Below are 20447 nucleotides of genomic sequence, written 5' to 3' on the forward strand. Positions count from 1 at the left end.
CTGTCGCCTACGCAGGCACGACGGATGCGGCCGGGTCACGGTTCAGCTCGAACCCGGCCGGCAGTGGCAGCAGGGCGGAGGGCAGCGGGGCGGGCAGCGGCGAGGCGGGGCGTTCCGGGGCACCGTCACCGACGCGCGGCGGCCGTGTACGCCGGCATCCGGATCCGTCCAGGTCCGACGAGGCCCCGCGCCGCCGGCTGAGCAGACCACGCGGGCCGAGGCGGGAGCGGTCGTAGGAAGAGGTGGAGGGCTCAGAGGGGCCGGAGGGAACGTAGGGGGCGTAGGGGCCGGAGGAGACGTAGGGGCCCGGCTGGGGGAACACGCCGGACCGGGCGGACCGGGCGGACCGGGCGGACCGGCCGGTCGGCTCCGGCGGGGTGAACAGTGGCGCGGGCATCGCGACCTCCCATCTCGACGACCGGCCGGTCACCGTGCCGGTCGTGACCGCACAACGGCGGCCGGGTGCCCTGGGGTTCAAACGGAGTCGGCGGCGAACGGCCCCCCGGCACGGGACCTTCGGCCCACTGCGTGCGAGCGCCGGTCCTCGGAAGGGTGGGTATGACGGGCACCGCGCGGGGGCGAACCCGGAGTGAAGCCGCGCGGTGGCGACCGTGCAGGGGGCTGCCATGACACCCGGACGCAATCTCGCCGCGCGGCTGGGCGGCTGGAGCGCCCGCCACCGGACCGCCGCCATCGTGGGCTGGCTGGTCATGGTGGTGGCGGCCACGCTGATCGGCTCGGCCGCGGGCCAACAGCGTATGAGCGACCAGGAGTACGCCACGGGCGAGACCGCCCGGGCGTGGCGGGTGCTGGACCGGAACGGTCTGCTGCCGCCCGCGGGCGAGATGGTGCTGGTGCGCAGCGACACCGGCCTCGCCACCGCGAGCGGATTCAGGTCTGCGGTACGGCAGTTGACGGACGGACTCCGGGCCACCGGCGAGGTGACCGACCTGCGCGACCCGTACACCGCGGGCCTGGTCTCGGCCGACAAGCACAGCGTGCTCGTGGAGTTCTCCATGACCGGCAAGGCGAGCACCGCCTACGAGCGGGTCCAGCCGGTGCTGGCCTCGGTGCAGCAGGTGCGGACGGCCCATCCGGAGCTGCGCGTCGAGCAGTACGGCCAGGCCAGTGGCAGCAAGTGGTTCCAGGACACCATCCTCAAGGACTTCCACCGCGCCGAGTGGACGGCGATCCCGCTGGCCCTGGGCATCCTGCTGGCGGCCTTCGGTGCCCTGCTGGCCGCGACGCTGCCGGTGGTGCTGGCGATGACCGCCTTCTTCGCCGCCAACGGCCTGCTCGCGGTGATCAGCCACCGTATGCACGTGGACGACACGACCAGTTCGGTGGTGCTGCTGCTGGGGCTGGCGGTCGGCGTGGACTACTGCATGTTCTATCTGCGCAGGGAGCGGGAGGAGCGGGCGAACGGACGGGACCCGGCGGCGGCCCTGCGCGTCGCCGCCGCGACCTCGGGACGCTCGGTCCTGGTGTCCGGGCTGACCGTGGTGGTGGCCATGTCCGGCATGTTCCTGTCCGGCATGCTGCTCTTCGACGGGTTCGCGGTCGGCACGATCCTGGTGGTCCTCGTCGCCATGCTGGGCTCGGTGACGGTGCTGCCCGCCCTGCTGTCCCTGCTCGGCGACCGGGTCGAGTGGGGCCGGGCCCCCGGCCTGGGACGACTGCGCCGCCCCCAGGGCGGCAGCCGGGTGTGGGCCGCGATCCTGCGGCGGGTGCTGGCCCGTCCGGCCGTCTCGGCGGTGACGGCCGGGGCGTTCCTGCTCCTGCTCGCCGCCCCCGTCCTCGGCATCCACACCGAGAAGCTGAGCCTGGACAAGCAGCTGCCGTCGGACACCTCCATCATCCAGACGTACCACCACATCAGCGCCGCCTTCCCCGGCGGGGCCAGTCCGGCCCAGGTCGTCGTGAAGGCCGACGACGTCCGTTCCCCGGCGGTGCGCCGGGCGCTGACCGGCTTCACCGCCGCCGCCCTGGACACCGGGCTCGTCAACCGCCCGGTCCAGGTCACCACCCATCAGCGGCAGAACGTCGTGGAACTCAGTGTGCCGCTGGCGGGCGACGGCTCGGACGCCACCTCGCGGCACGCGGTGCGGACGCTGCGCACCGACGTGGTGCCGGCGACGCTCGGCACGGTGTCCGGTGTCCACGCGTACGTCGCCGGTGACCTCGCGTTCTCCATGGACTTCAACGACCAGCTGGGCCGGAGCATCGTGCCGGTGGTCGCGTTCGTGATGGCGGTGGCCTTCCTGGTGATGCTGGTGTCGTTCCGGTCGGTGACCATCGCCGTGGTCTCGATCCTGCTCAACCTGCTGTCGGTGGCGGCCGCCTTCGGCGTCATGGTTGCGGTCTTCCAGCACGGCTGGGGCGCCTCGCTGGTCGGCACGCACGGGGTGGACGCCATCGAGTCGTGGCTGCCGCTGTTCGCGTTCGTCATCCTCTTCGGGCTGTCGATGGACTACCACGTGTTCGTCGTCTCGCGGATCCGGGAGGCGCACGAATCCGGCCTGTCCACCCGGCAGGCGGTCACGCACGGCATCCGCAGCACGGCCGGAGTGGTGACCAGCGCGGCGGTCATCATGGTGGCCGTGTTCGCCGTGCTCGCCACGCTGTCGATGCAGGACTTCAAGCAGATGGGGGTCGGGCTCGGCGTGGCCATCCTGCTGGACGCGACGGTCGTACGGGGTGTCCTGCTGCCCTCGGTCCTGTCCCTGCTCGGCGAGCGCACCTGGTACCTGCCCCGCTGGCTGTCGTGGCTCCCGTCGGGTGCCACCCCGTCGGGCGCCACCCCCGCCGCCGGGCCGGCACCGCCCCGGGTGGACGCGTGAGCACCGCTCGACCGGGAGCAGTGGCGGTCCCTGCCCCCCGGAGCCCGGAAACCCGCACTCCCGGCACCGGGCCGTCGTGGCGGCCCGGTGCCGGGAGAGGGCGGCGTCACCCGCTGATCTCGATCTTTCCGTTGGCCGCCTCGGGGCCGCTCGCCGCGGCCGCGACCTGTGCGCCCCCGGCCCGCCCGGTGATGCCCTTGAGCAGCTCGGCGAGGTCGACTCCGGTGGTGGAGCCGAGGAGTTCGACGCCCTGCGCCACGTTGTCGGCGACCGTGCGCGACAACCGGCTCGCCCCGTCGGTGGAGATCACCGTCATCTTGTCCACCGCGCTCAGCGGCTCGGACGCCTTGGCGACGACCTGCGGCAGCACCTCGACCAGCATCTGCAGCACGGCCGCGTCGCCGTACTGGGCGAACGCGTCGGCCTTCTTCTGCATGGCCTCCGCCTCGGCCGCGCCCCTGGCGCCGATCGCGGCCGCCTCCGCCTCGCCCTCGATGCGTACCGCCTCGGCGAGTGCGGCACGGTGCGCCTTCTCGCCCTCACCGGTCAGCCGGGACCGCTGGGCGTCCGCCTCGGCCTGCTTGACCAGCGCGATCCGGCGGGCCTCGGCCTCCTGCTCGGCCTGGTAGCGGGCGGCGTCGGCGGGCTTGCGGACCTGTGTGTCGAGCTGACGGTCGGTCAGCGCGGCCTGCCGCTCGGCGACCCGCTCCTGCTCGGTGAGGATCTCCTGCTGCCGGGCGGCCTCGGCGAGCGGCCCCGCGGCGGAGGCGCGGGCTCCGGCCTCGTCGGTCTCGGCCTTGATCTCCGCCTGCTTCAGGGCGAACGTCCGCTGCGCGACCGCGATCTCCTCCTCGGCCTTCAGCCGGGCCTGCTCGGCGGCGCGCCGGGCGGCGGCCTCGGCGATGTCGGCCTCCTGCCTGGCGCGGGCCGCCTCGGGACGGCCGAGGTCCTCCAGGTAGGAGCCCTCGGTGGTGATGTCCTGGATCTGGAAGGCGTCCAGCACCAGTCCCTGTCCCGACAGGCTCGCCTCGGCCTCCTCCGCCACCTGCCCGGCGAACGCGGCCCGGTCGCGGATGATGTCCTCCACCGACATCCGGCCCACGATCGCGCGCAGCGCGCCGGAGAGCACCTCCTGGGTGAAGCCGACGATGCCGTCCTGCTGCATCAGGAACCGCTGCGCCGCGGCGCGGATGGCGTCCTCGCTGCCGCCGACCTTGACGATCGCGACGCCGTCCAGGTTGGCCTTCACCCCGCGCAGGGTGACCGCGCCGCGCACCGCGACCGGGATGTGCCGTGAGGACAGGTCGAGGCTGAACTTCTGCTGTACGAACGGCACGACGAACACACCGCCGCCGACCACGACCTTCTGCCCGCTGTTGTCGGTGAAGACCCGGCCGGTCTCCGGATCGGTGGCCTTCTTGCCGCGCCGCCCGGTGACGATGAACGCCTCGCTCGGGCCGGCCACCTTGTAACGGGTGATCACGACCAGCGCGATCAGGACGAGGAGTACGACGACTCCCACTACGGCGATGACGACTGAACTCATGGCGTTTTCCCCTCAGCCCTCCCAGGGGACGGCGAAGTAGACAAGGAAAAAAGGAAGAAAAGTAAGAAAAGGAAGACGTGGACGAGGAAGTGGTACGGACGCACGACACCGCGGGAGCGGCGCCGGGCGCGGTCGGGACGAGCGCGCCCGGAAGACCGGTGCGGGTACGAGACGGGCGCAGGTACGAGACGGGCGAGACGGGCGCAGGGACGAGACGGGCGTGGGCAGGAAGCGGGCGCGGGCAGGGGGTGAGCGCGGGCAGGAGGTGAGCGTGGGCAGTTGGCGGGCGCGGGCTCGGCGGGTCAGCGTTCGACCGGGCGCACGGCGACCGCCGTGTGCGACAGCGCCTGTTCCACCCAGACCTCGGCGCCGCGGGCGATGGGCACCGGGCTCCTCGCGGCGAGCTTCACGGGCTGCCCGGCCCGCCGCACCAGCACCTCGCCGAATCCGTCGGCGGGGATCGCGGTGACCACCGACGCCGAGGCGCCGATCAGATCGTCGTCGCGGGGCGCCGCCCCGGAGCGGTCGTTCATCAGGACCCTGCTGAAGCGCCAGGTGAGCCAGCCGGTGACCGCGCCGGCCGGCACCCCGACCGCGGTGGCCCCGGCCGCGCCCAGCCCGGTCGTGCCGGTCACGATGGCGCCCGAGAACCCGAGCATGGACACGAACCCGGCGATCACCGGAAGGGACAGCCATCCGTCGAACAGCCCGTCCAGCACGCCGACGCCGTCGAAGAGCCCTTCGAGCACACCGTCGAGAACGAGCGCCAGAGCAAGGAGGGCGGCCCCCGTCATGCCGAGACCGAGAAACCAGGCCATCCGCACACACCGCCTCTCCTTGCTCTCCCCCGTGGACATGAGCATGTTCACATGGCGGGGCCGCCCGCATCATTGCCTGGTTCCGGCAATCTTCGCGCGACTTCGATGCCGCGCACTGGCACCGGGACCGGCACCGGGACCGGCCCGAGGCACACGACCGTCACCGACTTGGGATTGTGATGAACTCGCAAAGGATTGACGGGGGTTGTGAAAGACGACAAGAATTCAGGTTGCTCACTCTGTTGCTGAAGTGAGCCCAGTGACGCGAGTGACCAGACATCACCTTCCCGGTCCCCTGGGACCGCGGTCACCCGCGCCCAGCCACCTCCCACACTCTCCATTCCACAGAGGCAGATCTTGACGCGCTCCCACCGCTCCAGAACGTCGGCCGCCCTCGCCGCCACCGCCCTCCTCGCCTGCGCCGCGCCCCTGATCGGGGCGACCAGCGCGAGCGCCACGACCGCCGGCGGCTGTCAGTCGGCCACCGTGCAGTACCGCATCGTCGGCGCCGACGGGAAACCGGTCGGCGCCGACTGGACCTCGCAGGGCGGCTTCCACCAGTGGGACACCGTCCCCGGCACCGTCGAGGTGCGCCTGGCCCCCGGGCAGACCGTCGGTGACGGCTGCAAATACCCCGTCTCGCTGGCCGAATACACCACCGAGGGCTCCAACTGGTACACCTCGGGCCACCAGACCCTGGTGGACCACGCCACCGTGTACCTCACCGCCGCCGACCTGGCAAAGGCCGACGGCGCCGGGCAGACCTGGCAGAAGCTCTCGGTGAAGGCGCCCGACTGCTACGGGCAGATCGACCTGTACGGCGACGACACCGTCTACGACGGCAAGTCGGAGCCGGGGCACGGCCCCGCCCCGTACCAGCCCGGCAACGTCGTCACGCCGTACCACCTCATCGCCGCGTGGAACGGCGGCGACAAGCCCTGCACCCCCGCCAAGCCGACGCCCTCGCAGTCGGTCCCGGCCACCCCGACCACCCCGGGCACGCCGCCCGCCAAACAGCCTCCCACCAAGGTGACGACGCCGCCCGCCACCCCCACCAAGCCGTCCACCGCCACCACCCCGCCGACCACTTCGCACGTCCCCCCGCTGAAGTCGACACCGCCCGCCACGCCCAAGCCCTCGCCCAGCGCCAGCACCCCGCCGCTGGCCGAGACCGGCTCCAGCGCACCGGTCGGCCTGATAGCCGGCGGCGCCGCCGCGGTGATCGCCCTCGGCGCCGGCGCGCTCTACACGGCCCGCCGCACGCGCCGCTCCTGACGGCAGCCGCGGGGACCGTCAACTCCCGTTAGGGCAGCGGCAGTTCCGTCGCTTCCGCACTCCGGCCGACCGGCCGGGGACGGACGGCGCGGGGCTGCCGCGACGGCGTTCACCACCGGAAGGCATTCGCCACCGGCAGGCACTCACCACCGGCAAGCGTCTGTCACCGGCAGGCGTCTGTCACCAGCAGGCGTCTGTCACCAGCAGGCGTCTGTCACCGGCAGGTAGCTCGACCGGCGGTGCCGCAGGATCGAACTGGAGACCCGAAACCAACTCTTTGTGACGAATGGGCATTTCGCTGCCGACTGACCGCTATCGGTGCCGACAGGATGGGCTGGGCCGGTGCCGTCTCGGCGGCACCGAGGCACGGTGTGCCTTCTCATCGTTCTGAAGTGTTTTCATCTAGGGGACTCCTCATCTTGAACAGCTTTGTCTCTCTCCCGTCCGTACCCGCTCGCAGCTGGGCGGCCCTGCTCGCCGCCGGCGCCCTCGCCGCCGGGCCGGCCGTACTGGGGACCGCGGCGTCCGCCCACGCCGCCGACGCGAAGAAGGGCAGCGCCTCCGCGACCGTCCTGCGCACCAGCCTGGACGTCTCACGCCTCGACGGGCTCACCCCGCTGCCGCTGAACACCTCGCTCAACGAGGTCCACGCCCCGGCGACGGCCGAGAAGAAGTTGCTCGACATCAATCTCGACGGAGTCGAGAACGGGCAGCCCGTCAAGCTGCTGCGGGCGGACGTCGCCAAGGCCAGGGCCGAGGTCACGCACGACGCGGCCAAGGCGACCACGCACCTCGTCAAGGCGCGGGTCCACGCCCCGGGGGTGCCGCAGCTCCCGCTGGTGGAAGTCGAGGAGGTGACCTCCACCGCGGTCTGCGAGGCCGGGGAGAAGCCCGTCGCCACGTCGGCGATTCCCGGCCCGATCACCGTTCTGGGCAAGCGGATCCCGCTCACGCTCCACGGCACCAGGACGGTGCAGGCTCCCGGCGTCGGCACGGTGCAGCTCGCCCTGTCCCAGACGGAGACCACCAGCAGCACCGCGGCCGCGACCGCGCTGCGGCTGCACGTCTCCATCGACCCGCTGAAGCTCAATGTCGCGCGCGTCGAGGGCACGGTCACGCTGGCGGAGGCGAAGTGCACGTCCGCGGCCGCGAAGCCGTCCGCGGCATCGGGGCCGTCCGCGACGAAGCCGTCCGCCGCCGCGGAGCCGGCCCGCTCCGACAACCAGCCCCGGCCCGCCGGCCGGCACGACGACGCGAACCTCGCGGAGACCGGCAGCACCCCGCTCACGCCGTACCTCGCGGGAGCGGCCGCCGTCTTCATCGTGGCCGGCGGAGGCGGCATCGCACTGGCCCGCAGCCGCAGGCGGCACTGAGCCGGGCCGCACCGGAGACATACGGCACCGCCGTCACCCCGCCCGGTGACGGCGGTGCCGTATCCGGCCGTCGCGGCCCCCGCACCGCTCGCCTTCCCGGGCCGCCGGGCCGCCGGGCCGCCGGGCCGCCGGGCCGCCGGGCCGCCGGGCCGCCGGGCCGCCGGGCCGCCGGGCCGCCGGGGAAATCTTCCAGCGAACGAAACCTTGCGGCCTCTGGCGCGCCATATCTAAAATATTCTCGCCAATTCTCACATGCAACGTAACTTCTTCGGTTCACGGCGTGCACGGCTATCGAGAGTAGGTGCCTCCATGACGGTTGCCGCAGTGTCGACGGTCCACCCCGACGAGGTGCACGAGAGACTCGGCCGGCATGTGCTGACCGACGGTTTCAAGCTGGTGCTCGACCCGCTCACCAGTCAGGGCTCGTGGATCGTCGACGCGCGCACCGGTGAGAGGTTCCTCGACCTCTACTCGTTCTTCGCGTCCGCTCCGCTGGGGCTCAACGCGCCGGGCATCGTGGACGACCCGGAGTTCATGGCCCTGCTGGCGCGGGTGGCGGCGAACAAGCCCGCCAACCCCGACGTCTACACCACGCACTACGCCGAGTTCGTCGAGACGTTCGCCCGGGTGCTGGGCGACCCGGACCTGCCGAGGCTGTTCTTCGTCGAGGGCGGGGCACTCGCCGTCGAGAACGCGCTGAAGACGGCGTTCGACTGGAAGAGCCGCCGCAACGAGGCCGCCGGCCGCTCCCCCGGGCTCGGCACCAAGGTCCTGCACCTGCGCAAGGCGTTCCACGGCCGCAGCGGCTACACCCTCTCGCTGACCAACACCGAGCCCAACAAGACCGACCGCTTCCCGAAGTTCGACTGGCCACGCATCGACGTACCCGCCGTGCGCTTCCCCCTCGAACGCCACCTCGCCGAGGTCGAGGAGGCCGAGCGGAAGGCCCTGGAGCAGGCGCGGCGGGCGCTCGAGGACAACCCGCACGACATCGCCTGCTTCATCGCCGAGCCGATCCAGGGCGAGGGGGGCGACAACCACATGCGCCCGGAGTTCCTGCGGGCGATGCAGGCGCTCTGCCACGAGTACGACGCCCTGTTCGTGCTCGACGAGGTGCAGACCGGGGTGGGGATCACCGGCACCACCTGGGCGTACCGGCAGCTCGGCCTCGAGCCGGACATCGTCGCCTTCGCCAAGAAGGTCCAGCTGGGCGGCATCATGGCCGGCCGCCGGGTCGAGGAGGTGCCCGACAACGTCCTCCGGGTCTCCGGGCGGATCAACTCCACCTGGGGCGGCGGCCTGGTCGACATGGTCCGCTCCCGCCGCATCCTGGAGATCATCGAGAGGGAAGGGCTGGTGCCCCGTGCCGCCGCCACGGGAGCGTGGTTCCTGGACGGACTGCGTGAACTGGAGTCCCGGCACGCACCGGTCGCGGCCAACGCGCGGGGACGCGGACTGATGTGCGCCCTCGACCTGCCCGACGGCGCCGTCCGCGACGAGGTGGTGCGCCGCCTGCGGACCGAGGAACATGTGATCGCCCTGCCCTGCGGCGGGCGCACGGTGCGCTTCCGTCCAGCACTGTCCATCACCCAGGATGAGCTCGAGGTCGCGCTGCGGGCCCTGGACCGGGTCCTCGCCGGCCTGCACTGACCCGTACCGCGCGCCCCGGCATCAGCTGTCCCCGGACCCACCCCGCACCCGCCCCCACCCCCGCCGACAAGGAGCACAGACATGGCCCGTTCCGTCGCCTCGATCGTTGCCGGCCGTCCGGTCGCCGGCGCTCCCGGCGGGACCCTCCGGCGACCCGGTCCCGGCCGTACCGCCGAGGTCGTCACCGAGGTCTCGCTCGGGGACGCGTCGACGTTCACCGAGGCCGCCAGGGCCGCGAAGGCGGCTCAGCGCGCGTGGGCGGACGTCCCGGCGCCGGTGCGCGGCTCGGCGATCGGCAAGATCGGCCGGCTCGTCGAGGCCAACAAGGACCGGCTCGCCCGCATCGTGACGGAGGAGATCGGCAAGCCGCTGGCCGAGGCGCTCGGCGAGGTCCAGGAGATCATCGACACCTGCGACTTCTTCCTGGGCGAGGGACGCCGGCTCTACGGCCAGACGGTGCCCTCGGAGATGCCCGACAAGCAGCTGTTCACCTTCCGCAACCCGGTGGGCGCGGTCGCGGTGATCACCGCCGGCAACTTCCCGGTGGCCGTGCCGTCCTGGTACCTGGTGCCGGCGCTGGTGACCGGCAACACGGTGGTGTGGAAGCCTGCCGAGTACGCCGCCGCGAGCGCCAAGGCCCTCTTCGAGCTGTTCGTGCACGGAGGCGGCCTGCCCGACGGCGTCCTCAACCTCGTGCTCGCCGACGGGGAGCAGACGTACGCCGGTCTGGAGACCTCCCTCGACGCCGGGCTGGTCGACAAGGTCGGCTTCACCGGGTCCACGGCCGTCGGCCGGAAGATCGGCGCGCTGTGCGGAAGCCACCTGCAGACCCCGTGCCTGGAGCTGGGCGGCAAGAACCCCCAGGTGGTCACCCCGAGCGCACAGCTCGACCTGGCGGTGGAGGGGGCGCTGTTCTCCGGATTCGGCACCGCGGGACAGCGCTGCACCTCCCTCGGGACGCTCGTCGTGCACGAGTCGGTGCACGAGGACTTCCTCGCCCGCTTCGACGCCGCGGCCCGAGCGGCCCGGATCGGCGACGCGTTCGAGGACGTCCTCTACGGCCCGATGCTCGACGAGCGCTTCGCGCGGCGCTACGAGACCTTCCTCGGCTGGATCAAGGACCACCACCGCACCTACGGCTCCGACGGCGTCGGGCGGATCACGGCCGCCAACCCGCGCAAGGGCTTCGTCGGGGACCCGGAAGCCGGCCTGTTCTACCACCCCGTGATCGTCGACGGAGTGCGCCCGGACGACGACCTGTTCCGCACCGAGACCTTCGGCCCCGTCGTAGGAGTGACGACGTACCGGACCTTCGACGAGGCTGTCGATCTGGCCAACGCCCACGGCTACGGCCTGTCCGCCGCGATCTACACCAGCGATCCGCACGAGGTGTGGACGTTCCGGCGCGGCGTCTCCGCGGGCATGGTCAGCGTCAACAACACCACCTCGGGAGCCGAGGCGCACCTGCCGTTCGGCGGCAACGGCAAGTCGGGCAACGGCAGCCGGCAGTCGGGGCAGTGGGTGCTGGACCAGTTCACCCGCTGGCAGTCGATGAACTGGGACCACTCCGGCCGCCTGCAGAAGGCGCAGATGGACGTGGCCGTCCTCGAGCCCGACCTCTCCTTCCGCCTGTGAGCACGGTGGAGGACCTGGACCGGCACTTCCGCGAGGCGGTGGCCGGTCCACCGGCTCCGGACACGCCGGTCCGGCTGCCTTCCGGCGGACTGGACGCCCGCACCGCACTGGACCTGTTCGACGCCCAGCTGGAGAGCAGGCACACCGACTTCGCCGCCCGCTGGATGCAGCAGCAGGGCCGCGGCTACTACACCATCGGATCGAGCGGGCACGAGGGCAACGCCGCTCTCGCCCTCGCGCTGCGCCCCACCGACCCGGCGCTGCTGCACTACCGCTCCGGCGCCTTCTACTGCGCCCGCGCCCGGCAGGCGGGCGGCGTCGACGCGGTCGGGGACCTGCTGCTGGGCGTGGCCGCCGGGGCGGAGGAGCCGATCGCCGGCGGGCGGCACAAGGTGTTCGGGCGCCACGAGCTGGCCGTCGTACCGCAGACGTCGACCATCGCCTCCCATCTGCCGCGGGCCGTCGGGGTGGCGTGGAGCATCGCCCGCGCCAAGCGCCTCGGCGCCGCGTGCGCCTGGCCGGACGACGCCGTCGTCTGCTGCTCCTTCGGCGACGCCTCGGTCAACCACTCCACCGCCACGGGCGCCGTCAACAGCGCCTGCCACGCGGCCTACCAGGGCCTGCCGATGCCGGTCCTGTTCGTCTGCGAGGACAACGGCCTGGGCATCAGCGTCCCGACACCGCGCGACTGGGTGCGGCAGACCTACGGCACCCGGCCTCCTCTCGCGTACTTCGCCTCGGACGGTTGTGATCCGCGGGCCGCCTTCGCCGCCGCGTGCGAGGCGGTGACCCATGTACGCAGGTACCGGCGCCCCGCGTTCCTGCACCTGTCGATGGTCCGCTTCCTCGGCCACGCGGGCTCGGACGCCGAAGCCGCCTACCGGACGCCGTCCGAGGTCACCGCGGACCTGGATCGCGACCCGCTCCTGGCCACGGCCCGGCTGCTCACCGCGGCCGGCGTCCTCACCCCGCGGCAGGTCATCGACCGCTACGACGAGGTGGGCGGCCGGGTCTCCGCCGTGGCCAAGGAGGCCCTGGAGAGCGAGCCGCTGACCACCGCCACGCAGATCGCCGCCCCCATCGCCCCCCGCCGCCCCCGCCTGGTGGCGGCGACGGCGCGCCGGAGGACCGAACCACCCACCGCGCCCGTGGGCGAGCCCGTCACCCTCGCCCAGGCCATCACCCACACGCTCGCCGACCTGCTCGGCGGCCACCCGGAGATGGTCGTCTTCGGCGAGGACGTGGGCCGCAAGGGCGGGGTCTACGGACTGACCCGGGGCCTGCAGCGGCGCTTCGGCACGGCCAGGGTCTTCGACACCCTGCTGGACGAGCAGTCCATCCTCGGCCTGGCGCTGGGGGCGGGCCTGTCCGGGCTGCTCCCGGTGCCGGAGATCCAGTACCTCGCCTACCTGCACAACGCCGCGGACCAACTGCGCGGCGAGGCCGCCACGTTGCAGTTCTTCTCCCAGGGCCGCTACCGCAACCCCCTGGTGGTCCGCATCGCCGGCTACGGCTACCAGCGCGGCTTCGGCGGCCACTTCCACAACGACAACGCGCTCGGCGCCCTGCGCGACATCCCCGGCCTGGTCGTCGCCTCCCCGTCCCGCCCCGACGACGCCGCCGCGATGCTCCGTACGTGCGTGGCGGCGGCAAAGGTGGACGGAACCGTCAGCGCCTTCCTCGAACCGATCGCGCTCTACCACACGCGGGATCTCCACGAGGAGGGCGACCACGCCTGGCTCGCCGCCTACCCACCACCCGCGGGGCACGTACCGATCGGCCGGGCCCGCACCTACGGCAAGGGGTCGGACCTCACCCTCGTGACGTTCGGCAACGGCCTGCCCCTCTCGCTCCGGGCGGCCCGCCGACTGGCCCGGCGGGACGTCGACTGCCGTGTCGTGGACCTGCGTTGGCTGGCCCCGCTGCCGCTCGACGACCTCCTCCGCGAAGCCGGAGCGACGGGCCGCGTCCTCGTGGTCGACGAGACCCGCCGCAGCGGAGGGGTGTCGGAGGGAGTCGTCACCGCCCTGGTCGACGCCGGTTTCACCGGCACGATCCGCCGGGTCACGAGCGCGGACAGCTTCGTACCGCTGGGCAGGGCGGCACAGTTGGTGCTCGTGTCGGAGGCGGACGTCGAACGCGCGGCCGGGGAGATGCTCTCAGCGGGCTCCGGTGACCACGGGTGACGCCCGGCCGGGCGAGGCGGGAGACCCGCCTTCGGCTCAGCCGATGGCGATCCGGGGGTGGGCGGAGGGCGTGATCCAGCCCATGATCCGGTCCATGGTGGCCCGTGGGACGGAGACGCAGCCGGCGGTGGCGCCGCTGCCGTTGACGTGGAGGAAGATGCCGGCGCCCCGGCCGGGCGTGGCGGGCCAGCGGTTGAAGTTGACGACGAGCGCCTTGGCGTACTGGGTCGGGTAGTTGACGAGGTGCTCACTCCCGCGGTCGCCGGACTCGGTGAGCGGGAAGTCCGCGCCCTGCTCCCCGTGCATGGAGTTGTAGTACGTCGACTCGGGGTCCTCCACCCACCAGTCGTCGTCGGTGACCCGGTGGTAGGGCATGGCGGTGCCGCTCGCCTCGTTGCCGAAGCCCTCGGTGATCGTGTACGTGCCGGTGGGGGTGGTGTAGGTGCCCTGCCGGCGCGTCGCCCCGTCGGTCACACCGCGCGAACCGACCCGGCCCGCACTGGTGCTGAACTGCGCCTTCCAACCGGCGGAGCCCTTGGCCCAGGCGGTCACGGTGGCGTAGGAACCGCTGGCCCTGACGGTGATCAACTGGGTGGCGTCGCCGACCTGCACCGGCACCGGGAAGTCGGGCGCGGCCGGGGCCACCGCGGCGTCGCGGGACCCCCCGCCCGTGCCGCTCACCGAGCCTCCGGCCTTCTTCGCGGCGCCGCCGGACGCGGAGGCGGAGACGGACGACGATGCCTTGGCCGACGCGCTGCCGGAGGGCGACGGACCGGCGGAGGCGGAATCGGAGGCGCTCGGCGAGGCGGACCCGGAGGCGTCGGCAGTGCCCGCCTCCGCCTCCGGGATCTGCGACCCCTCGACCGAGTCCGAGGCGGCCCGCTGCCGGTCGTCGTGCCCACCGCAGGCGGACGTCATCACCAGAGCACCGAGGACGGATGCGGTGATCAGAACCTGCCGGGGAAAGACCTGCACGCTGAGCTCCTTCAGAGGAATGGGAGTGGGGGTGGGGATGGGGAACGGGGGGAGGACGGGGAACGGGGGGACGGAAGAACAGGGGGACGGGGAACGGAAGGAGGGCAACGGAAGGACGGGGGGAAGGAAGGACGGGGAAAGGAAGGACGGGAAACGGCTTGGAGGTGTGAGCGCATGCCCGGCCCGGCAAGGAGGCACGGCAGGGCGGCAGGACCGCGCGGCGGTGCGCCGCGCGGTCTGCGCACGGTCCGGGAGAGGTCGTGTACAACCAGCACGGGGTTGTAGACATCCGGCTCGCCCGCCGTCAAGCGAGGGAGCAAAGCGGACATCGAGCTCGTTCGGTGACGTTCGCCGAAGACCGATCGAAGTCCCGCCGAGGGCCGTGGACGGCGTACTGAGGTCTGCCGCAGGCATGTTGGGCTCGGGCCGAGGACGCGAGACGCGCGGCAGGGACAAAGGTTGTACGCCGCACACGAATTGCCCGTGTGGGATTCGGCACGCCCGTCACCGGTGATGTTCAAGAGCCGGTATGCGCTTGGTCAGCTAGGGGGAATATGCTCCGAGCTCCCCCTGAAGCCGAGCGAAGGGGGAACGGATCCATGGGCGACGTCGACAGACGCCCGCGCGCGAGCGAGATGCGGTCGTACGCCGCGTCCGCCGTCACACGCGTCACCGCCCGCAACCGGCTGCCGCTGGACTACTCCGAGCGCAGCCTGCGGATCATCGACTTCCTGGTCGACGGGCTGCGCAAGGGCGGGGTCGACCTGGAACGGGTGCGGGAGACCCTGTTCGGCCTCGGCGCGTACGTGGGTGAGGTGCTCGTGCGCCGCGCGGGCGCGGTCTGGGTGGACTTCGACGCGGACCAGCGCGCCTACTTCGGCCAGCCGGTCGGCGTACGCATGCCGGACGGCCGGGTGTGGAACCCGCTCGGCAAGGTCCGCAACCGTTTCGAGGCGGGGAGCCCCGAGGACTCGTTGCAGACGTTCTGGCTCACGCTGCACGGACGGACGCGGAGGGTTGCGGGCTGACTGCCCGGCCGAGCCTCGTGAGCGACGGCGACGGCGACGGGCAACTGCTCGACGGCGCCTCGGAATCCGGGAGCCGGCCCGCCTCCGTCGGTGCCAGGATGGACGGCATGACGATGATCGACGGTGCGGTCGAGACCGGGTTCGAGCCGGTACGCGAGGCGTTCGAGGCGAACTTCTCCGAGCGTGGGGACATCGGCGCGGCGGTGTGCGTGTACCGGCACGGCCGACCGGTGGTGGACCTGTGGGGTGGCGTCGCCGATCCGGAGACCGGCCGTCCGTGGACGCGGGACACGCTGCAACTGGTCTACTCGGCCACCAAGGGCGCGACCACGACCGCCGCCCATGTGCTCGTCCAGCGCGGCATGCTGGACCTGGACGCGCCGGTGGCGGCGTACTGGCCGGAGTTCGCCGCGAACGGCAAGGCGGACATCCCGGTGCGCTGGCTGATGTCCCACCGGGCGGGCCTGATCACGCTGGACCGACCGGTCCCGCTGCACGATGCGTTGGCCTGGGATCCCATGGTGGCCGCACTGGCCGCGCAGCGCCCCCTGTGGAAGCCGGGCACGGCGCACGGGTACCACGGCCGGACCTGGGGCTGGCTGGTCGGCGAGGTGATCCGCCGGGTGTCCGGCCGCACGCCGGGCCGCTTCCTCGCCGACGAGATCGCCGGCCCCCTCGGGCTCGACTTCTTCATCGGACTGCCGGCGACCGAACGCCACCGGGTCAGCCGCATGGTGTACCGGCAGCCGGAGTTCGACCCGACCACCGTGCCGGCCGAGTCGGTTCCCGAGGAGTTCCGCGAACTGATCGCCGCCATGGGCGACCCGGACTCCTTCAGCAACCGGGCCTTCGCGGTCACCGATCCCGCCGAGATCGACTTCAACTCGCCCGAGGTGCAGGCCGCGGAGATCCCCGCCTCCAACGGCATCGGCACCGCTCGCGGCCTGGCGCGCATGTACGCCGCGCTGATCGGCGAGGTGGACGGCGTGCGCCTGTTCACCCCGGAGACCCTGGGGTCGGCGACCGAGGAACAGGCCCGCGGAAAAGACCGGGTGATACTCCTCCCGAGCCGCTTCAGCTGCGGTTACATGCTGCCCACCGAGGACCTCCCGATGACCGGCCCGAGCGCCTTCGGCCACATGGGCCGAGGCGGCTCCCTCGCCTTCGCCGACCCCGAGCACGGCATCGCTTTCGGCTACGTCATGAACAACATCATCGAGGGGGCCGAGGATCTGCGTGCGAGCACGTTGGTCGAGGCGGTGCGGAGGTCGCTGGCGTAGGTGTTGAACGGCCGCACACCCGGGCCGTCCCAGAGGGCGAACGGCGCACGCCGGCAGGGCGCGGTGGGTGGAAGGCGGGTTGCGCTTCTGCGTGCATTGACCGGTTCGGCCGATGTCCGCCGGGCGCGTCAGGCGCGCACCGCCTCCCGAGCCGTCCCGTCCGCCAGTGCCCGCAGCTTCTCCCGCGTCTCCGGGTCCGTCGAGTACACGATCGTGCCGACCATGCCCCGGGTCAGCAGCACCTTGTAGGTGTTGCGGATCAGGCGGTCCACGTCGGTGTCGGGGGTGGACTTCCTGAAGACCGGGTCCTTCGACGCCGTGCGGTCCGTGACCCAGCGGTCGCCGCGCCAGACCAGGTCGGGGCCGATGATGACGCCGGACCAGTCGTACTCGAAGCCCTGGGCGGTGTAGACGCAGCCGACCTGGCCGAAGCCGGCCGGGTCGGTGGCCCAGAGGGCGGCCGGGGGCGCACCCGAGACTGCACGGTCGCCGCGCAGGTTCCAGGGACGTGCCCAGTCGCCGATGACGACGTCGGGCGGGAGAGGATCGCCGGGCTTGGGTTCCGGGGACCAGCGCCAGCAGTAACCCGCGGACATACGGGCGCCGTAGCCCTGTGTCCGGCGGGCTTCGAGGAAGGCTTCCATCTCCCGCGGGCTGTCGGCCACCAGCAACTGCATGCGGCCGTCGGGTTCCCACCCGACCGGCCCACCCGGCTCGAGGCCGAGGAGGCGGACCACCCAGCGCAGGTAGGCGTCACTGCCGCCGCAACGGAACTGGCTGTCCAGCGGCACGACATGGCAGGGGATGCCGCGCTTGGCCGCCGCCGCCTTGATGTCGGCCACGGTACCCATCTCGCCGGGGCGGACGACCTGGTGCTCGTCGAGGAGGAAGACGGGTACGTACGCGACATCGATGAGTTCGTCGATCTGCGCCCTGCCGGTGCGGTGTGCCGCACGCGTGTAGCGGTTCGCCGAGGTCTCCCGGATGCGGTGCGCCTCGTCGCAGATCAGGGCACCCAGGCTGTTCTTCTCGGCCGTCATGAAGCTGTTGAAGTACTTGAACAGGTCCTGGACTTCCCGTTTGCGGGCTCCGGCGACCTTGCGCATCGTCTTCGTGAACGACTGCGAGCCGGTGGCGTGCAGGGCAGGAATACCGCGCCGGTAGAGCTCGCCGAGCAGTTGGAGCGCGATCACGCTCTTGCCGGTGCCGGGGCCGCCCGTGACGATCACGACCTCCTTGCGGTCGGCGTGCTTCGCCTTCTCCACCGCGTTGAGCACCATGCGGTAGGCGACCTGCTGTTCATCGAGGAGGACGAACTGCGTACGCTCGCGCACCTCCTCGGCGGCCACGGACATGAGCTGTCTCGACGGCACCGTGGCGCCTGCGCGGAGTTCGTCCGCCGCCTCGGCCCCGGGGTGCCTGTCGCTCAGCCGCGTCCGGAGGTGGTCGAGGAAGGCGCCGCGGCGTTCCGCGGTGAAGAGCAGCCCGTACCCGTCACGCTCGATCTCCCGCAGCCCGGTCACGCCGAACTCGGTCGCGTTGTGGAGGTATGCCACTCCGGCCACCCGGTGCCCGTGTTCCGCCACCGCCCCGTTGAAGTTGACGAGGTAGGCGCAGTAGCGGCGCACCTGCTCGATGGGGTTGAGGACCGGCTGGGCGTAGGCGTCGACATGGCACAGGGTGGGATCGTCCTCATGGGGCAGTGCCTGGCTCCACTGCTTCAACTCCACCACGACGTAGGACGGTTCGCCCGTGGCCGGGTGCACTCCGGCGAGGACGGCGTCGGCGCGCTTGCTGTTCAGCGGGAGCGAGTACTCCAGCATGACCTCCACGTCGCCCAGACCGGCGTCGGCGAGTGCGGCGGCCAGGACGGGGATGCTGCGTTCCCAGGAACGCGCTTCCGAGGCGCCGGGCCGGTAGCCGTGCATATGGACGAAGTTGTCGGTGAGGTGCAGGAACAGCGAACCGTCGAGTGCCATGACGGCGACCGTTTTCGCGGACGCGCGGAACAGCAAGGACTTCCCCCAGGCAGCACGAAGAGACTCGTGCGGGTGGGGGCGTGTCCTTCGATGCTCCACCGAGGCGGAGCGGAAGCCCGTCGGGCCGCGTTGACGATGTGTCCGAGGGTACCTGGCGGTACTGACGGTCGTACCGGTGATCGCTGTGGCGGCGCCCGCACCCGAGCGGGCCGACCACGCGGATGCGTACGGGTGCCGGGTCGGCTGCGACTGCTGTACCTGACCGGTCTCCCATGCGGTCCCGTCCGCCGCCTGCTGTCCGAGCCGACCGGGAAGACCCCCGTCTGTTCGAGTTCACCGAGACCGTCTCGGTCCGAGCACCGCCCCCACGCGTGTGGGACCGCTGTATGACGTGGAGCGCTGGTGGCTCGCCTCCCACCCCGGCCACCAGAGTCTCGAACACCTCGGCGAACGCGGCTTCGGGCAAGGCGCACGCCTGCGGGTCCGCGAGAAGATCGCCGGTCTCCTCGGCGAAGCCATCGGCGAGGTCCCCCGCGTCGTTCCCGGCACCGACGTCACCTGGTACGCGCCCGCCGCCCGCTACCGCCACCTGGGCATCGGCCTCACCCTCGGCGAAGGAGTCACCTGGAGGTGCCGCCAGCAGGGCGAACTCGCTGCGGGTGAGGGCGACTTCAGCTCCGGCCAGCCGCACTTCACGGCCCGCCGGGTCGATGACCAGACGACCGCCGTCGAACGACAGCCGGCCCTCCGCCCCGCCCGGCCGGGCCCGGCGCAGCACCGCGTCCACCCGTGCCACCAGCTCCCGGGGGCTGAACGGCTTGACCACGTAGTCGTCGGCCCCGAGCCGCAGGCCCGCCACCCGGTCCGCCTCGCCGGTCTTAGCGGTCGGCATGATGATCGGGACCTGGGAGACCTCCCGCAGCGAGCGGGCCACCTCCTCCCCGGCCAGGTCGGGCAGCACCAGGTCGAGCACCACCAGGTCCGGTTTGAGCCGCAGTGCCATGTCCAGCGCCTCCTGCCCGGTCGCGGCCTGCAGTACGGCGTAGCGCTGCCGTTCCAGGAAGGCCCGCACCATGTCCCGGATCTTGCGCTCGTCGTCGACGACGAGCACCGGCGCCCTTCCCATGACGCGACCCACCTCCCGCACCGGGACGGCATTCAGCGCCAGCCTCCGCCCGCCGCGCGTGGCGGGCCCAGGGGCCACCGGCCCCGGCGGACGGGACCTTCGAGCAGGATCCGCCGCCCCGCCCGCCGTCCCCCGCCCGCGCACGGGGATCAGGACGGGCTCTGGGTGACTCCCGGGCCCGTGCCGCTCATGCGGACGATCTCGCCGCCGAGCTTGGGGCGGAACGCCTTCAGCGCCTTCGGCGGGGCGCTGACCACCCAGCGCGAGCCGACCAGGTAGTTCCCCCGGTACATGCTGACCGTGTCCAGCCAGGACTTCTTGTACCGCTCCTCGGGGAACGTGGTGATGAGGTAGTCGCCCTCCTTGGTGTGGCAGATCCCTTCCCGCAGTTCCTTCGCTTCGGTGCGGATCTTGACCTTGCAGCCGGTGAGGGCGGCGATCACCTCGACCTTCGCCGGTGCCACGACACCGGCGGCCGGGGCCCCGGAGATCTGCGAAGGATCGCCGTCGACCGCGGCGTCGTCCGCCTCGCTGCCGCAGGCCGTGCTCAGCGGGAGGAGGGCCAGGCCCGCCACGAGCACGGCGCCGCGAACCGGGCGGGCCGCGAGCGGAGTACGGCGTTCTTGCCGGGGCTGCTGTGACTGCTCGGGGTGCTGTCGCACGTGTCTCTCCGTCTCCGTGTTCCCGTCCATGCCGTCGACCAGGCATGCGGGAAGGGATACGGGACCGCTGCTGT

14 protein-coding genes and 1 pseudogene are annotated in these 20447 nt (G+C 72.1%); 8 read left to right on the forward strand and 7 right to left on the reverse strand.

Annotated features, from left to right (window positions below; genetic code table 11):
• Positions 1–7: 7 nt before the first annotated feature.
• On the reverse strand, positions 8–397 hold the full coding sequence (locus ACJ9NR_RS12150) for a hypothetical protein (protein WP_412487555.1): 390 nt from the start codon (positions 395–397) through the stop codon (positions 8–10).
• Between the two features lie 229 nt (positions 398–626).
• On the opposite strand from ACJ9NR_RS12150, the gene ACJ9NR_RS12155 reads away from it, so the two are divergent.
• Positions 627–2840 carry an MMPL family transporter gene (locus tag ACJ9NR_RS12155; RefSeq protein ID WP_412487556.1) on the forward strand — a complete coding sequence of 738 codons (2214 nt, stop codon included), beginning with the start codon at positions 627–629 and terminating at the stop codon, positions 2838–2840.
• A 106-nt stretch (positions 2841–2946) separates the two neighbouring features.
• Here the strand turns inward: ACJ9NR_RS12155 and ACJ9NR_RS12160 are convergent, their stop codons facing one another.
• Both ACJ9NR_RS12160 and ACJ9NR_RS12165 read right to left on the reverse strand, forming a co-directional pair.
• Positions 2947–4386, reverse strand: coding sequence for a flotillin family protein (locus ACJ9NR_RS12160; RefSeq protein WP_412487557.1), 1440 nt, complete (start codon positions 4384–4386; stop codon positions 2947–2949).
• A 302-nt stretch (positions 4387–4688) separates the two neighbouring features.
• Positions 4689–5204 (reverse strand): NfeD C-terminal domain-containing protein, encoded by a 516-nt coding sequence (locus ACJ9NR_RS12165; protein WP_412487558.1) that lies wholly within the window; start codon positions 5202–5204, stop codon positions 4689–4691.
• Between the two features lie 357 nt (positions 5205–5561).
• Here ACJ9NR_RS12165 and ACJ9NR_RS12170 point away from each other — a divergent pair, with 357 nt between their 5' ends.
• The 5 genes from ACJ9NR_RS12170 (at position 5562) to ACJ9NR_RS12190 (ending at position 13323) form a co-directional block, all read left to right on the forward strand.
• Positions 5562–6479, forward strand: a complete 918-nt coding sequence (locus ACJ9NR_RS12170) for a hypothetical protein (RefSeq protein ID WP_412487559.1) — start codon at positions 5562–5564, stop codon at positions 6477–6479.
• A gap of 419 nt (positions 6480–6898) precedes the next feature.
• Positions 6899–7852 carry an SCO1860 family LAETG-anchored protein gene (locus tag ACJ9NR_RS12175; RefSeq protein ID WP_412487560.1) on the forward strand — a complete coding sequence of 318 codons (954 nt, stop codon included), beginning with the start codon at positions 6899–6901 and terminating at the stop codon, positions 7850–7852.
• A 309-nt stretch (positions 7853–8161) separates the two neighbouring features.
• Complete coding sequence (gene lat / locus ACJ9NR_RS12180) at positions 8162–9502, forward strand: L-lysine 6-transaminase (RefSeq protein ID WP_412487561.1); 1341 nt, start codon at positions 8162–8164, stop codon at positions 9500–9502.
• Between the two features lie 81 nt (positions 9503–9583).
• Positions 9584–11137, forward strand: coding sequence for an aldehyde dehydrogenase family protein (locus ACJ9NR_RS12185; protein ID WP_412487562.1), 1554 nt, complete (start codon positions 9584–9586; stop codon positions 11135–11137).
• Positions 11134–13323, forward strand: a complete 2190-nt coding sequence (locus tag ACJ9NR_RS12190) for a thiamine pyrophosphate-dependent enzyme (RefSeq protein ID WP_412487563.1) — start codon at positions 11134–11136, stop codon at positions 13321–13323. The genes ACJ9NR_RS12185 and ACJ9NR_RS12190 overlap by 4 nt, the downstream gene beginning before the upstream one ends.
• Positions 13324–13359: 36 nt before the next feature.
• Here the strand turns inward: ACJ9NR_RS12190 and ACJ9NR_RS12195 are convergent, their stop codons facing one another.
• Positions 13360–14298 (reverse strand): L,D-transpeptidase family protein, encoded by a 939-nt coding sequence (locus tag ACJ9NR_RS12195; RefSeq protein WP_412487564.1) that lies wholly within the window; start codon positions 14296–14298, stop codon positions 13360–13362.
• A 599-nt stretch (positions 14299–14897) separates the two neighbouring features.
• Here ACJ9NR_RS12195 and ACJ9NR_RS12200 point away from each other — a divergent pair.
• Positions 14898–15326 (forward strand): hypothetical protein, encoded by a 429-nt coding sequence (locus ACJ9NR_RS12200; RefSeq protein WP_412487565.1) that lies wholly within the window; start codon positions 14898–14900, stop codon positions 15324–15326.
• Positions 15327–15433: 107 nt separating this feature from the next.
• Entirely contained in the window at positions 15434–16606 is a 1173-nt protein-coding gene (locus ACJ9NR_RS12205) for a serine hydrolase domain-containing protein (RefSeq protein ID WP_412488810.1), read from the forward strand.
• A gap of 128 nt (positions 16607–16734) precedes the next feature.
• On the opposite strand, the gene ACJ9NR_RS12210 is transcribed toward ACJ9NR_RS12205, so the two are convergent.
• From ACJ9NR_RS12210 to ACJ9NR_RS12220, 3 genes and pseudogenes are all read right to left on the reverse strand, one after another.
• A complete protein-coding gene (locus ACJ9NR_RS12210) occupies positions 16735–18621 on the reverse strand; it encodes a DNA/RNA helicase domain-containing protein (protein ID WP_412487566.1) in 1887 nt (628 codons plus the stop codon).
• 760 nt (positions 18622–19381) lie between these two features.
• Positions 19382–19711 (reverse strand): annotated as a pseudogene (locus ACJ9NR_RS12215) (response regulator); the annotation flags it as partial.
• 149 nt (positions 19712–19860) lie between these two features.
• On the reverse strand, positions 19861–20373 hold the full coding sequence (locus tag ACJ9NR_RS12220) for a hypothetical protein (protein ID WP_412487567.1): 513 nt from the start codon (positions 20371–20373) through the stop codon (positions 19861–19863).
• Between the last annotated feature and the right edge of the window lie 74 nt (positions 20374–20447).

This window comes from Streptomyces sediminimaris (assembly GCF_047049295.1).
Lineage (GTDB): Bacteria > Actinomycetota > Actinomycetes > Streptomycetales > Streptomycetaceae > Streptomyces > Streptomyces sediminimaris.